Origin of the sequence: Pseudomonas sp. Irchel 3F6, from assembly GCF_900187595.1 — a bacterium.
Lineage (GTDB): Bacteria > Pseudomonadota > Gammaproteobacteria > Pseudomonadales > Pseudomonadaceae > Aquipseudomonas > Aquipseudomonas siliginis.
The window spans coordinates 576,263-589,952 of sequence record NZ_FYDP01000001.1 but is presented as its reverse complement, the minus strand read 5'-3'; the positions used below and the strand labels follow the sequence as shown (position 1 = coordinate 589,952).

General features: G+C 62.2%; 9 protein-coding genes, 1 pseudogene and 2 riboswitches. Of the genes and pseudogenes, 4 read left to right on the top strand and 6 right to left on the bottom strand.

Going from position 1 to position 13,690, the window contains the following annotated elements; translation table 11 throughout:
* Nucleotides 1–35: 35 nt before the first annotated feature.
* The 4 genes and pseudogenes from CKW30_RS02575 to cobW form a co-directional block, all read right to left on the bottom strand.
* A pseudogene (locus CKW30_RS02575) lies at nucleotides 36–716 on the bottom strand (VWA domain-containing protein); the annotation flags it as partial.
* Nucleotides 689–1,699, bottom strand: a complete 1,011-nt coding sequence (locus CKW30_RS02570) for an ATP-binding protein (RefSeq protein WP_095179744.1) — start codon at nucleotides 1,697–1,699, stop codon at nucleotides 689–691. The gene CKW30_RS02570 and the pseudogene CKW30_RS02575, both read right to left, overlap by 28 nt.
* A 216-nt stretch (nucleotides 1,700–1,915) precedes the next feature.
* Complete coding sequence (gene cobN, locus CKW30_RS02565) at nucleotides 1,916–5,764, bottom strand: cobaltochelatase subunit CobN (protein WP_095179742.1); 3,849 nt, start codon at nucleotides 5,762–5,764, stop codon at nucleotides 1,916–1,918.
* Nucleotides 5,765–5,766: 2 nt separating this feature from the next.
* Nucleotides 5,767–6,831: a cobalamin biosynthesis protein CobW gene (cobW, locus tag CKW30_RS02560; protein WP_095179740.1), complete on the bottom strand. Its 1,065-nt coding sequence runs from the start codon at nucleotides 6,829–6,831 to the stop codon at nucleotides 5,767–5,769.
* A 98-nt stretch (nucleotides 6,832–6,929) separates the two neighbouring features.
* A riboswitch (cobalamin riboswitch) is annotated at nucleotides 6,930–7,142 on the bottom strand.
* A gap of 883 nt (nucleotides 7,143–8,025) precedes the next feature.
* A riboswitch (cobalamin riboswitch) is annotated at nucleotides 8,026–8,245 on the top strand.
* Nucleotides 8,246–8,367: 122 nt separating this feature from the next.
* Between cobW and CKW30_RS02555 the strand changes: the two genes are divergently transcribed.
* The 4 genes from CKW30_RS02555 to cobM all read left to right on the top strand — a co-directional run bounded on the left by CKW30_RS02555 (nucleotide 8,368) and on the right by cobM (nucleotide 10,513).
* Nucleotides 8,368–8,565 carry a CbtB domain-containing protein gene (locus tag CKW30_RS02555; RefSeq protein ID WP_016774486.1) on the top strand — a complete coding sequence of 66 codons (198 nt, stop codon included), beginning with the start codon at nucleotides 8,368–8,370 and terminating at the stop codon, nucleotides 8,563–8,565.
* Between the two features lie 11 nt (nucleotides 8,566–8,576).
* A complete protein-coding gene (locus tag CKW30_RS02550; protein WP_095179739.1) occupies nucleotides 8,577–9,278 on the top strand; it encodes a CbtA family protein in 702 nt (233 codons plus the stop codon).
* Nucleotides 9,275–9,688, top strand: coding sequence for a cobalamin biosynthesis protein (locus tag CKW30_RS02545; RefSeq protein ID WP_095179737.1), 414 nt, complete (start codon nucleotides 9,275–9,277; stop codon nucleotides 9,686–9,688). Before CKW30_RS02550 ends, CKW30_RS02545 begins: the two co-directional genes overlap by 4 nt.
* A gap of 78 nt (nucleotides 9,689–9,766) precedes the next feature.
* On the top strand, nucleotides 9,767–10,513 hold the full coding sequence (gene cobM / locus CKW30_RS02540; RefSeq protein ID WP_095179735.1) for a precorrin-4 C(11)-methyltransferase: 747 nt from the start codon (nucleotides 9,767–9,769) through the stop codon (nucleotides 10,511–10,513).
* A 143-nt stretch (nucleotides 10,514–10,656) separates the two neighbouring features.
* Here cobM and nfuA read toward each other — a convergent pair whose 3' ends face one another.
* Nucleotides 10,657–11,241 (bottom strand): Fe-S biogenesis protein NfuA, encoded by a 585-nt coding sequence (nfuA, locus tag CKW30_RS02535; protein WP_003225494.1) that lies wholly within the window; start codon nucleotides 11,239–11,241, stop codon nucleotides 10,657–10,659.
* A 104-nt stretch (nucleotides 11,242–11,345) separates the two neighbouring features.
* The gene (locus CKW30_RS02530) at nucleotides 11,346–13,640 is read right to left on the bottom strand and encodes a fatty acid cis/trans isomerase (RefSeq protein ID WP_095180293.1); all 2,295 of its coding nucleotides are present in this window, start codon (nucleotides 13,638–13,640) and stop codon (nucleotides 11,346–11,348) included.
* Nucleotides 13,641–13,690 lie beyond the last annotated feature (50 nt).

Here is a 13,690-nt window from a genome sequence, read left to right as displayed (position 1 = left end):
GGGTGCGAGCGGTGCGGCGGATTTAAGCGTAGACCCAGCTCATCGATATGCTGATACTGCGCTTGCAGCGCGGTCGCCAGATCCTTCGCCCGGCCCAGTCGAATCGGCCCGCGTTCGATGTCGATCAGCAATCCCGGGCACGCCAGCACCGGCAACCCCGACAGCTTTTTCAAGCGACCATCGGTCACGATCAGGCAGCGTTGCTGTTCGGCGGGAAAGCGCTTGCGTCTAACCGTCAGCCATTGCTGCGCCTGCTCCAGCGCCGCGAGCAACGGCGTGCCGCCACCAGCGCCCAGACCGTCAAGCCAGGTGCTCAGGCCGCTTGAGGCCTTCAAGCCTTGCACCTGCCATTTCGGCGCAGAACCACTGGCGGTCAGCAACGCCAGCCGCGCCCGCTGGCGGTAAGCATCGTCGAACAACTGCGCGAGCAGACCCTTGGCATCGCTCAAGGCCTGATGGCGACGGGTCGAAGCCGACGCGTCGACGATCACCAGCCAGATTTCATGGGGTGAGCGGGTGCGCTGTTGAAACAGCAAATCGGCGCGTCGCTGAGGGCGGCCGTTGAGCAGCGTGCCCGGCCAGTTCACCGAACCGCTGCTGGCGCTCTGGCGTTGGCCCTGACGACCATTATCGAGTTGTCCGGCACGGGGTCTGGCATTCGCCCCCGCGTCGGATCGGGGGCGAATGCCTAGGGCTTTTTTGCCAGTGGCGGCCAGCTCGGAACTTCGCGGCGGGCACCGGTGGCTTGCGCCGTTGCCGGCATCTCGCCCCACTGGCCCTGGCCTTCGCCGGATTTGCTGTCTGTGCCTGACGGAGATTGCGCTTGTGATTGGGCGCTGGATGAAGGTTGTTCGCGACGGCGATGGCGCAGGGAAAATTCGGCCACCGCGTCGATGTCCTCTTCAGCAATCGCATCCGCCCCACGCCACGCGGCATGGGCGCGGGCCGCGCGCAACCAGACCAGATCGGCGCGCAAGCCATCGACGCCAGCAGCGAAACAGCGCTCGGTAATCAACGCCAATGCCGCGTCATCCAGTGGAATGGCTGCCAGGCGCTCGCGGGCGCTTTCACAGCGCGAACGCAGGATGTGTTGCTCGCTCGCCCACTGCGCGCAGAACCCTTGTGGATCGCTGTCGAAATCCAGCCGCCGGCGAATGATCTGTCCACGTTCGGCGGGCGCGGTGTGGCCGCTGAGGGCAACGTTCAAGCCGAAGCGGTCAAGCAGTTGTGGCCGCAGTTCGCCCTCTTCCGGGTTCATGGTGCCGATCAGGACGAATTTCGCCGAATGCCGATGGGAAATGCCGTCACGCTCGATCAGGTTGGTACCGCTGGCGGCGACATCGAGCAGCAGGTCGACCAGATGATCGGGCAGCAGATTGACTTCATCGACGTACAGCACGCCACCGTCAGCCTTGGCCAGGACACCGGGCGAAAACTGCGCGCGACCGTCGCTCAGGGCAGCGTCGAGATCGAGGGTGCCGACCAGGCGCTCTTCCGTGGCGCCCAGCGGCAAGGTGACGAACTGGCCGCTGGCGAGCAGATCCGCCAGGCCCCTCGCCAGCGTCGACTTGGCCATGCCGCGCGGGCCTTCGATGAGTACGCCGCCGATTTTCGGGTCGATGGCGGTCAGGCACAGGGCGAGCTTCAAGTCATCGGCGCCGACCACGGCGGAGAGCGGGAAATGCGGGGTGTCGGTCATGGGTTTCTCTTTCGTGGTCGTGGATGGTCGTGACGTTGTGGTGTGTCAGTTGTTGCCCTCACCCTAGCCCTCTCCCAGAGGGAGAGGGAACAGACCGTGATGGCCTCTCGAGTTCTGTCGACGTGATGCATCGGGTCGACGCAAACTTCGACAGCGCTAAAGATCGGCCCCCTCTCCCTCCGGGAGAGGGCTGGGGTGAGGGTAGCTTTTTAGCGGCTACATATCTTCCTCGATATCCAACAGCAAATTCTCCAGCGCTTCTTTATAAGCCCCCGGCTCCTGCCACATCCCGCGCTGCTGCGCTTCGAGCATGCGTTCGGTCATGTCGCGCAGCGCATGGGGATTATGCTCACGAACAAAATCCCGGGTCGCCGGATCGAGCAAATATGCCTCCGCCAGCAACGCATATTGATGGTCGTCGATCAATTGCGTAGTCGCATCGAAGGCGAACAGATTATCAACCGTCGCCGCCAGTTCGAACGCGCCTTTGTAGCCGTGACGCTTGACCCCGTCGATCCACTTCGGATTCGCCGCGCGCGAGCGCACCACGCGGTTCAATTCTTCCTTTAAGGTACGAATCTTCGGCAGATCCGGCTGGCTGTGATCGCCGTGATAACTGGCCGCCGCTTCGCCACGCAGCGTTTCCACCGCAGCGAGCATGCCGCCCTGGAACTGGTAGTAATCGTTGGAATCGAGCAGGTCATGCTCGCGGTTGTCCTGGTTTTGCAGCACCGCTTGCACCTGGCTCAGGCGCTGGCTGAATTGCGCACGGGCGGCCGTGCCCTCGTCGGCACCGCCGTAAGCATAGGCGCCCCAGTTCAGGTAGACCTCGGCGAGGTCTTCGCGCGACTGCCACAGACGTCCGTCGATAGCGCCTTGCACACCGGCGCCATACGCCCCCGGTTTCGCGCCGAAGATGCGCCAACCGGCCTGACGCCGCGCGGTATCCTCATCGACGCCCGATTGCACTAACGCCTCGCGTTCGGCACGCACCTTGGCGGCGAGTGGGTTCAAGTCATCCGGCTCGTCCAGTGCGGCCACCGCTTGTACGGCGGCGTCGAACAGGCGGATGAGATTGGCAAACGCATCACGGAAAAACCCCGAAACCCGCAGCGTCACATCGACTCGCGGACGATCGAGCAGGCTCAGCGGCAGAATCTCGAAATCATCCACGCGCTGACTGCCCGTGGCCCAGACCGGACGCACGCCCATCAAAGCCATGGCCTGAGCGATGTCGTCGCCGCCGGTGCGCATGGTCGCGGTGCCCCAGACCGACAGGCCGAGCTGGCGCAAGTGATCGCCGTGGTCCTGCAGATGCCGTTCGAGAATCAGCGTTGCCGACTGGAATCCGATGCGCCACGCGGTGGTGGTCGGCAGATTGCGCACGTCCACCGAATAGAAGTTGCGCCCGGTCGGCAGCACGTCGAGGCGGCCACGGCTGGGCGCACCGCTGGGGCCGGCCGGGACGAAACGACCGCTGAGGGCGTCGAGCAGACCGCGCATTTCGGCGGGGCCGCAAGCGTCGAGGCGCGGGGCGACGACTTCGCGCAGATGGTCGAGTATCGAATCAACCTCAGCCCAACCCGCCCCTTGTGGGAGCGAGCCTGCTCGCGAACTCGGTGTGTCATTCAACAATGATTTACCTGACGCACCGCTTTCGCGAGCAGGCTCGCTCCCACAGGGGACATTCAGTGCTTGGAAGATCAGGTCTGCGGCGAAGAGTTCGAGGCGTTCGCGGGTGTCGCCGGCGGTGCGCCAGACTTCTTCGCTGATGGCCTGCAACTCGATCGGACACGGGCCATTCCAAGGATCGGCCAATGCACAATCCAAGGGGTCGAAGCCCAACTCAAACGCCTTGGCCAACGCTCGCAACAAGCTCGACTGCGCGCCTTTACCGTCACCGCGCGGGATGCGCAGCAACGCCAGCAAGGTGTCGATACGCAAGCGCCCGCTCGGCGATTCACCAAAAATGTGCAACCCATCGCGAATCTGCGATTCCTTCAGATCGCACAGATAAGTGTCGAGACGCGGCAACCAGATCGCCGCATCGGCATCGCTGTCCAGCGCTGCATCCAGTTGCAGCTCGCGGTCGATCTGCGTGTCCCGCACCAATTGCAGAATGTCGCGCTGCAACTCGCGGGCACGGCGCGGATCGAGCAGTTGCGCCTCGTAATATTCGTCGGCCAGCAACTCCAGATTGCGTAGCGGCCCATAGGTTTCGGCGCGGGTCAGCGGTGGCATCAGGTGGTCGATGATCACCGCCTGCGTGCGCCGCTTGGCCTGGGCGCCCTCGCCCGGATCGTTGACGATAAACGGATAGATATTCGGCAACGGCCCGAGCAATGCGTCGGGCCAGCAGTTTTCCGACAGCCCAACACCTTTGCCCGGCAGCCATTCGAGATTGCCGTGCTTGCCGACGTGGATCACGCCGTGGGCGCCGTAGGTGTTGCGCAACCAGAAATAGAACGCCAGATAGCCGTGCGGCGGGACCAGATCCGGGTCGTGATACACCGCGCTCGGATCGACCTGATAACCGCGGGCCGGCTGGATGCCGACAAAGGTCAGACCGAAACGCAGACCGGCGATCATCAGCCGACCGTCGCGACACATCGGATCGTTGTGTGGCGATCCCCAACGCTCGAGTACCGCGGCGCGATTCGCCTGCGGCAGTGCATTGAACATTGCCAGGTAATCGTCCATCGCCAGGCTCTGCTGGCACGGGCGCAGGTCGAGACTGTCGAGGTCGTTGCTGACACCACCGAGCAATTGCTGGATCAGCTCGGTGCCACTATCGGGCAACTCGGCCGTGACCGGATAACCCTCTTCGCGCAAAGCGCGCAGGATGTTCAGCGCCGCCGCTGGCGTATCGAGGCCGACACCGTTGCCAATGCGGCCGTCGCGGGTCGGGTAGTTGGCGAGGATCAGCGCGATACGTTTTTCGCCGTTCGGCACGCGTGCCAAAGCGACCCAGCGCCGCGCCAGTTCGGCGACGAAATCCATGCGTTCGGGCTGGGCGCGATAGCAGACCACATCGGACTGGCTGCGCTCGCTGCGCCAGGCCAGATCCTTGAAGCTGATGGGGCGGCTGATGATGCGCCCGTCGAGTTCCGGCAAAGCAATGTGCATCGCCAGATCGCGCGGCCCGAGGCCCTGTTCGCTGTCGCGCCAGCCAGGCTCGTTGTCCTGGGCGCAGATCGCTTGAATCACCGGGATGTTGCGGCGAAACGGGCGCAGATGCGGCGCCTCGGGACTCGATTGGGCAAAACCGGTGGTGTTGAGAATCACCCCCGCCTCGACTTCATCCAGCCAGTCCTCGACCACCGACAAGCAACCGGGTTCTTTCAGACTGGCCACCGCGATCGGCAGCGGATTGAGCCCGGCTGCCTGCAAACGCTGACAGAACACATCGATGAACGCCGTGTTCGCCGCCTGCAAATGCGAGCGATAAAACAACAACGCCGCCACCGGTTGACCGGGCAGCCATTCGGCTTGCCAGTCACTCAGGGCAGCGCTGTTTTTCTGTGGGTGATAAATCGCCGTGCGCGGCAGGGTTTGCGGCTCGCCCCACGAATAATCCCGGGCAAACCACTGGTCGCCCAGGCAACGGAAGAAATCCAGCGCATTGCCCATGCCGCCCTGACGCAGGAATTGCCAGAGTCGATCGCGCACGTCGGCGCTGACCGTGCTCAAGTCACTGAGTTCGGGATCCGGGCGGTCATCGCCAGGCACCAGAATCAGTTGCACGCCGCGTTCGGACAACTCGACCAGCCGCTCGACACCGTAGCGCCAATAGGCGATGCCGCCGTGCAGTGAGATCAGAATGACCTTGGCGTGGCGCAGCACTTCGTCGACATACAGATCGACCGAGGCATGATTCTGCACCTGCATCGGGTTGGCCAGACGCAGGCTCGGATAGTCATCGGGCAGTTGCTGCGCAGCCTCCGCGAGCAGCGCCAGGCTGGAATCGCCGCTGCACAGGATCACCAGCTCGGCGGGGGTTTGTCCGAGATCGGCAATGTTGTCGTCCGAGACGAATCCGCCGGGCTGGGTCCTGAGCAGGTGCATGGCTAAACGCTGAGCGCAGCGCGCAATTGCGCTTCGAGTTGTGCCGCATCAAGCTCCTGACCGATGAGCACCAGACGCGTGACGCGCGCTTCGTCGGCGCCCCACTGGCGGTCGAAATGCTTGTCGAAACGCGTGCCCACGCCCTGGATCAGCAGACGCATTGGTTTGTTCGGGATGGCCGCGAAACCTTTGACGCGCAGGATGCCGTGCTGCACCACCAGTTGCGTCAGCGCGTCGAGCAGCAAGCTTTCGTCGGCTTGCGGCAATTCGATGGAGATCGAATCGAAGGCGTCGTGATCGTGGTCGTCGTCATCACCGTCATGGTGATGATCGTGGTGGCTGTGGCGGCTGTCGATATGTTCTTCAGAGCCGGCACCGAGACCGATCAGCACGTCCAGCGGCAGGCGGCCGTTGCTGGCTTCGATGATTTTCACTGCTGGCGGCAGCTCTTCGGCGACTTCAGCGCGTACGCGAGCCAGATCTTCCGGGCTGGTCTGGTCGGCTTTGTTGAGGATGACCAGGTCAGCGCTGGCCAGTTGATCGGCGAACAATTCGTGCAGCGGCGACTCGTGATCAAGGTTCGGATCGAGTTTGCGCTGGGCATCGACCTGATCCGGGAACGCAGCGAATGTGCCTGCGGCGACCGCCGGGCTATCGACCACGGTGATGACTGCGTCGACGGTGCAGGCACTGCGAATTTCCGGCCACTGGAAGGCTTGCACCAGCGGTTTTGGCAGGGCTAGGCCCGAGGTTTCAATAAGGATGTGGTCGAGATCGCCGCGACGGGCAACCAGCTCGCGCATCACCGGGAAGAATTCTTCCTGCACGGTGCAGCACAGGCAGCCGTTGGCCAGCTCATAAACGCGGCCGCTGGCCTCTTCTTCGGTGCAGCCGATGGTGCATTGCTTGAGGATTTCACCGTCGATGCCCAACTCGCCAAACTCGTTGACGATCACCGCAATGCGCCGGCCCTGAGCGTTGTCGAGCATGTGCCGCAGCAGCGTGGTTTTGCCCGAACCGAGGAAACCGGTGACGATGGTGACGGGGAGTTTGGCCAGTGTTTTCATCGGTATGCCCTTTGGCAAGCGGCGGGCATACGGGACGAGAACCGGCAGCGCGCATGCACGCCGGAAGCATTCGCCACCGGATCACCCCGCCCGGTTGTAGTGAGAATCTGTAACGAGGCAGGTCTCCTGGCTGACGGCGTTCAGGCGTTGGGCCTGGCGTCCATTGCGCCTTCCCGCTGGCTCATCGGTTGAGCTGGCAGTGGCGTGGCAACGAACATCACCGTTCACAGTTGCGGGGGCAGCCGCGGCTTTGACCGCGTTCCCTTCTTAGCTTCGGCGAGTGCCGAAGAACCTCGAAAGCGCAAGGCTACGCATGGGTCCGTCGTGGGTCAATGGTCGGTGAGTCTGAAACTGGGGGTATATCCGTTGCTGCGGTAACGGCTTCTTATGGTTTCGCTCTTACAGCGAGTCCCTTTTTCAAACGCCAAAAAGGAACCAAAAGGCTTTGCCCCGGCGTACGGCCCGCTCGCTGGGGCTCGGGGTACCTTCGTTACGGGACCGATCCGGGCGCAGCGGCTACGGTTTGCTTCGCTGCAGCTCCTTCCGCTGTGTACGACTGCGTCGTACGGTCGCTGCGCTCCCACCCCCGGATCGATCCCGTAACGAAGCCTGCCGAAGGGGCAAAAGATCAAAAGCCAGAGCAAAAGCAAAGGCAAAAGCAAAAGATCGCAGCCTTCGGCAGCTCCTACAGTTGGATCGCGCACCAGCTCAAGAACAGGTCGGATGTCAGGCCGCCTTCGCGAGCAGGCTCGCTCCCACAAAAGCAAAAGCAAAGCAGCGCAGCTGCCCGCGGCGCAGCCGCCCCACTCAACAATGAGCGTTAGCTCGAGTGCTCTTGATCTTGATCCACCGGCGACGTCGGAAGGCTGAGTGGAGGGATTGATCCGGGCGTGGGAGCGCAGCGACCGTACGACGCAGTCGTACACAGCGAGTGTAGGTGCAGCGAAGCAAACCGGAGCCGCTGCGCCCGGATCAGTCCCGGAGCGAAGGAACCCGAGCCTGCGAGGGCCGAACGTAGGAGCAAGCCTTTTTGGGTACTTTTTCGGCGTTTGGAAAAAGTGCCTCGCCGTAAGGGCGAAACCGTAATCAGCAACACCCGCAGCAACGGATATACACACAAAAACATCAGAAAAATGCCCACATCGCAGTACCGAAAACTCCCGGAAATTGACTAAAAACCCAAACCCATGTTCTCCTGCACACCTTGTTACGGGTGCCCTTCACAGGGTGAAACGGGAAACCGGTGAATCATGTGCTTTACTCAAAGCCATGTCAGTCCGGTGCTGCCCCCGCAACGGTAAGCGAGCGAAGCGTCAGATCCACTGTGCCCCGGCATGGGAAGGTGATGCTTGCAGGTCGGCGACCAGCCAACCCCTCGCGAGCCCGGAGACCGGCCCGCAACACCCAGCGCGCGCAAGCGCCGCTGAACACAAACAAACCCGCGGTGGGCGGGCGCTGTTCGAAATCCCTGCGTGCCCGGCCCGCAGGGATTTTCATGCGCTCTGTTTACCCGCTGACATTTCAGAGGGAAGCGCTATGTCGATCATCAGTAACACCGTCAGCCACACTGACCACATCTCCAGCAGCACCACACTCGGCCAACGCGTCGCCGCCGCCCTCTTCGCCTCGATCCTCGGTGCCAGCCTGGTCTGGTTCGCCGGTTTCTCGCACATCGAAGCGGTGCACAACGCCGCCCACGATACCCGCCACAGCGCCGCGTTCCCGTGCCACTGAGGCCTGCCGAAATGATCAAGCGTATCGCGCAAACCGCAGGCTTCACCGGCTTGCTGGCCGCCCTGCTGCTGACCCTGCTGCAGAGTTTCTGGGTATCACCGTTGATTCTGCAGGCCGAAACTTTCGAGAAATCCGAACCGGTCGCGCAAGTCCACGAACACGCCGCCGGCACCGCCGCCCACAGCCATGATGGCGAAGCCTGGGAGCCGGAAGACGGCTGGCAGCGTGTGGTCTCGACCACTGGCGGTAATCTGGTGGTGGCAGTGGGTTTCGCCTTGATGCTCGCCGGCCTGTACACCTTGCGCGCGCCGACCAAGACCTCGCAAGGGCTGCTCTGGGGTCTGGCCGGTTACGCCACGTTCGTTCTTGCGCCGACCCTGGGCCTGCCACCTGAATTGCCGGGCACTGCGGCTGCCGATCTGGCTTCGCGGCAGATCTGGTGGATCGGCACTGCCGCTTCGACCGCCGTCGGCCTGGCACTGATCGCCTTCAGTCGTCACTGGCTGATGAAGCTTCTTGGTGTAGCGATTCTCGCCGTGCCGCATGTGATCGGCGCGCCGCAACCGCAGGTGCATTCGATGCTCGCTCCAGAGGCACTGGAAACCCAGTTCAAAATCGCTTCGCAGCTGACCAACGTCGCGTTCTGGCTGGCTCTGGGCCTGATCAGTGCCTGGTTGTTCCGCCGCAAAAGCGCAGGGCAATATCAGGCATGACCAATGACCGCGCAGCGCCGACCTTCGTGGTCGGCCTCGGCTGCCAGCGCGGCTGTCCGGCCAGTACGCTGCGCGCATTACTCGACCAGGCTTTGCAGGCACACCGCATCGAACTGCGAGCGGTCAAGGCTCTGGCGAGTATCGATCTCAAGCGCGACGAACCGGGGTTGCTGGAACTGGCCACACAGTTGAATCTGCCGCTGCAGTATTTCAACAGCGCCGAACTGGCGCCCTATCAACAGCATCTCAGCCATCAATCGCAGATCGCCTTTGAGCGCACCGGCTGCTACGGCGTGGCGGAAAGCGCCGCGCTGGCGCTGGCCGAGCAGTTGATTCAGGCGCCGGCGAAACTGCTGATCCACCGGCAGAAATATGCGCAGGCCACGCTGGCATTGGCCGGCGCTGCATAAAATCCCGATAATCCCCGCCATCGATCATGAGCACGCTTCATCTGCAGTGTGCCTGCGCCTCTTCACAAGGATTCAACGATGACCGTCTACTTCATCGGCGCCGGCCCCGGCGACCCGGAACTCATCACCGTCAAAGGCCAACGGCTGATTCGCAGCTGCCCGGTGATTATCTACGCCGGTTCGCTGGTACCCGCGGCGGTGCTGGAAGGTCATCAGGCCGAAATCGTGGTCAATAGCGCTGAACTGCACCTGGAGCAGATCATCGATCAGATCAAGACTGCCCATGCCCAAGGCCAGGATGTGGCCCGTGTGCATTCGGGGGATCCAGGTCTGTACGGCGCGATTGGTGAGCAGATTCGCTACTTGCGTGAACTGGGCATTCCTTTCGAGATCATTCCGGGCGTAACCGCCACAGCGGCATGCGCAGCGCTGCTGGGCGCCGAGTTGACCTTGCCGGACATTTCGCAAAGCGTGATCCTGACCCGTTACGCCGACAAGACCGCGATGCCCGCCGGCGAAGAACTGGCGAGCCTGGCGCAGCACGGCGCGACCATGGCCATTCATCTGGGGGTCAATCATCTGGAAAAGATACTGGTCGAACTGCTGCCGCATTACGGCGCGGACTGCCCGATTGCCGTTATTCACCGCGCGACATGGCCGGATCAGGACTGGGTGGTAGGTACATTGGCGGACATTGCCGACAAGGTCGAGGCCAAAGGCTTTCGGCGTACGGCGCTGATTCTGGTTGGCAGGGTGCTGGGCAGCGAGGTGTTTGGCGAATCATCGTTGTATCGCGCCGGGCATGCGCATCTTTATCGCCCTTGAAGACGCCTTCGCGAGCAGGCTCGCTCCCACAGGTCATTGCATTTCAATGTGGCAGCGAGCCTGCTCGCGAATGGGGCGGCAAAAGTTGCCCATAAAAAAACGGCGCTCACGGGGCGCCGTTTTTCATGCTCGCAGCGAACACCTTAGTAGTAGGCGTTTTCTTTCTGCGTGTGGTCGGTCACGTCGCGAACGCCCTTGAGCTCAGGAATGCGCTCGAGCAGAGTGCGCTCGATGCCTTCCTTCAAGGTTACGTCAGCCTGGCCGCAGCCCTGGCAACCGCCACCGAACTGCAATACGGCGATGCCGTCCTCGACCACATCGATCAGGCTGACCTGACCGCCGTGGCTGGCCAGCCCCGGGTTGATCTCTGTTTGCAGGTAGTAGTTGATGCGCTCGTTGACCGGGCTGTCGGCGTTGACCATCGGCACCTTGGCGTTTGGCGCCTTGATGGTCAACTGGCCGCCCATGCGGTCGGTGGCATAGTCGACAACGGCGTCATCGAGAAACGCTTCGCTGAACGAATCGATGTAGGCGGTGAAGCTTTTCAGCCCCAGCGCGGTGTCTTCAGGCTTCTCTTCGCCCGGCTTGCAGTAGGCAATGCAGGTTTCGGCGTACTGGGTACCAGGCTGGGTAATGAAAACGCGGATGCCGATGCCCGGGGTGTTCTGCTTGGAGAGCAGATCGGCCAGGTAATCATGGGCGGCGTCAGTAATGGTAATAGCGGTCATAAAAACTCCTCGCAGGCGTGGGCGCAGTTTACGCCAATCGGCGCGGCTGACAAAGTCCTAGTATTTTTGTCGGGAAAGAATCCCGGGCACACGCCTGCGAATACTCAAAGATTCTCGTACCGGTTCATATCCAGCACGCCCTCTTCCACCGGGTCGGTTTCGTGGATGTATTGGCTCAGATCGTGGAAATACAGCCAGAACTGCGGGTGACTGCGCCGAATGCCCCAGCGTTCGACGATCTTTTCGAACCGATTGGCATCCTTGGCATTCTCCATCGCATCGACAAACGCCGGCACCTGCTCGGCCGGGACGTTGAACATGAAATTCGGGTAACTGGTGAGTACGCCCGGATAGACAGTCAACGTGTCGAGCCCCGGCTGATAGCGCAGCGACTCACCGAGCAAAAACGCCACGTTGCTGTGGGCGCGGTTGCGCAGCACGCTGTAGACCTCGCGCTTGCCACTGGCGGTTTCAACGCGCAGCAAGGTCGCTTCGGGCAACTGGTCGATGACTTTCAACCCTGCGGCCGGTCGCGAGGCCAGACGGCTCAGGGCCTGCTCGGCGTTCTGCAACGCCGGATCGATATTCGGTCGCGAGCAATAAGCGCCGTCGCAGCGATTGATCGGGTCCGGCCGTGCATTCAGATCGCCGTAGCGCGCCAGCAACTGCATGGCGAAATCGTGTTTCGGGTCTTTTTCGTCGAGTTTCAGCGCGGTCGGTTTGTCGTCATCGATCGCCTCGTAATCGAGCCACATCTTGAACTGACCGCCATCCTGATACCAATCGTTGAGGTAATCCTCGCGCGAGTCGGCGGGCATCAGGCGCAGGAAGTTCTGCTCGGCGCCGTTACGGATCAGGTCGAAATACAGGCGAGTCTGCGCTTGATGGGAGACGTTGCCGAACACGTCGAAGTTAACCGCGAGCTGATAATAGGTGCGCTCCAGCAGCGGATAGTCGAACAGCCACATGGTTTGCGGCACCTCACCGATAAGCCCCTTGGTCACCGAAGCACTGTCGAAGTGGCGGAAAATGCTCAGCAAGGCGTTGTCGTTGCCGGCCCACAGCGTCGACCAGCTCGGCGCCGGCAGATCGGCATAGCTGTCACGGCGCAGTGCCTCGTATTCGTTGCGCTTGTCGCGATAGTTGCGCCACAGGCTCAGCACGCTGCCGACATCGTCGTTCTGCCCCGGCATCGCCAGCAGCGGCGTGGCCTGGCCGCGGTAGTTCGGGTCGGTGATATAGAGATCATGTTCCGGCGCCTGGAACAGCGCCCAGAAGTTGTCGCGGATCACGTCGGTCGCGATCTGCCCACGGCACACCGGCCCGCGAATGAAGGTGCGGACGAAGTATTCAGCGTTATCGAGCATGAACTGATAGCGCGCCTGCGCCGGAATCGCCTCGAAGGTGGCAAACGGATTGGCGCGGCTTTGCGGCCCGTAACCCGGTAACGCGTTGACCTGCCAGTTGCCGCTGTAGAACAGGCTCTTGATCCGGGCCATTTTCGCCGCGCTCAGCGGATAAGTGATGTGCGTCTTGTGCACGATCACCCCTTGCACCGGCCACAAGCGGTAATACACCTGCGTGCCCGGGTCGTCGTTGGGGCGGCGCGTGGCGATCAGATCAATCGGCTGGCCGCTCGGCGTGCGCGAACGCACCCACTGGAAATAATGCCCCGGCTCGCCGTCCTTGAAATAGATGTGCGCCAGATACCAGTGCTCGAACAGCCAGCGCCCGACCAGACTTTGCCGAGCTCCGGGAGCATTGAGCAGGTTCTCCCACTGCAGGATCTGCATGGCCTCTTTGGCAGTCGGCGCCAGGCTCTGCTCATCAATCGGCGCGCCAGACGCCAGCCAGCGCTGCAAGGTCTGGTATTGCTGGTCGGTCAGACCGGTGACGGCCAGCGGCATACCCTCTTTCGGGTGCGCGCCGGCATATCCGTCGAACTCCGCAGGCATTGCGCATAGATTGTTGCGATTGAGCCCAAGAACAATCTCTTCTGGCAGTTTGGCGTTCGGCGTCAGCGGTGTCTTGTGGCCGAGTTCAAGCATCCGTGCCATCAGCGCGGCCTGACTGCCCTGGGCGTCGAGCACCGAATAGAAGTCTTTCTGTTGCCAGGCGCGCTTGCCGAAGGCGTCGTAAAACAATCGCGTGGTCGGTGCAGCCTGGGTACGTTCGCCGTCATATACCGGCATCTTGCTCGCGCCACGGGCGGCGCCTTCGCCGCTGCCGAGATTGAGCTGACAGGCCGAGTCATAGCACGCATGGCAGGCTACGCACTTCTCGGTGAAGATCGGTTGGATGTCTCGGCTGTAGGAGATGGAAGAAGAAATGGCGGGATCTTGCGCCGCAACGCTCCCGCTCAGGACCAGCAACCATAAACTGATGAAGCGGTGCGGCATGCTGCTGATCTCGATGATAAAAAAAGGCTGCGATTCTACCGTTATGACGC

Bases quoted from the DNA above. Each gene is read 5' to 3' on its own strand.
- CKW30_RS02545 (WP_095179737.1), top strand. From the start codon at position 9,275: ATGACCAATGACCGCGCAGCGCCGACCTTCGTGGTCGGCCTCGGCTGC.
- CKW30_RS02555 (WP_016774486.1), top strand. From the start codon at position 8,368: ATGTCGATCATCAGTAACACCGTCAGCCACACTGACCACATCTCCAGC.
- cobM (WP_095179735.1), top strand. From the start codon at position 9,767: ATGACCGTCTACTTCATCGGCGCCGGCCCCGGCGACCCGGAACTCATC.
- CKW30_RS02530 (WP_095180293.1), bottom strand. From the start codon at position 13,640: ATGCCGCACCGCTTCATCAGTTTATGGTTGCTGGTCCTGAGCGGGAGC.
- CKW30_RS02570 (WP_095179744.1), bottom strand. From the start codon at position 1,699: ATGACCGACACCCCGCATTTCCCGCTCTCCGCCGTGGTCGGCGCCGAT.
- cobW (WP_095179740.1), bottom strand. From the start codon at position 6,831: ATGAAAACACTGGCCAAACTCCCCGTCACCATCGTCACCGGTTTCCTC.
- CKW30_RS02550 (WP_095179739.1), top strand. From the start codon at position 8,577: ATGATCAAGCGTATCGCGCAAACCGCAGGCTTCACCGGCTTGCTGGCC.
- nfuA (WP_003225494.1), bottom strand. From the start codon at position 11,241: ATGACCGCTATTACCATTACTGACGCCGCCCATGATTACCTGGCCGAT.
- cobN (WP_095179742.1), bottom strand. From the start codon at position 5,764: ATGCACCTGCTCAGGACCCAGCCCGGCGGATTCGTCTCGGACGACAAC.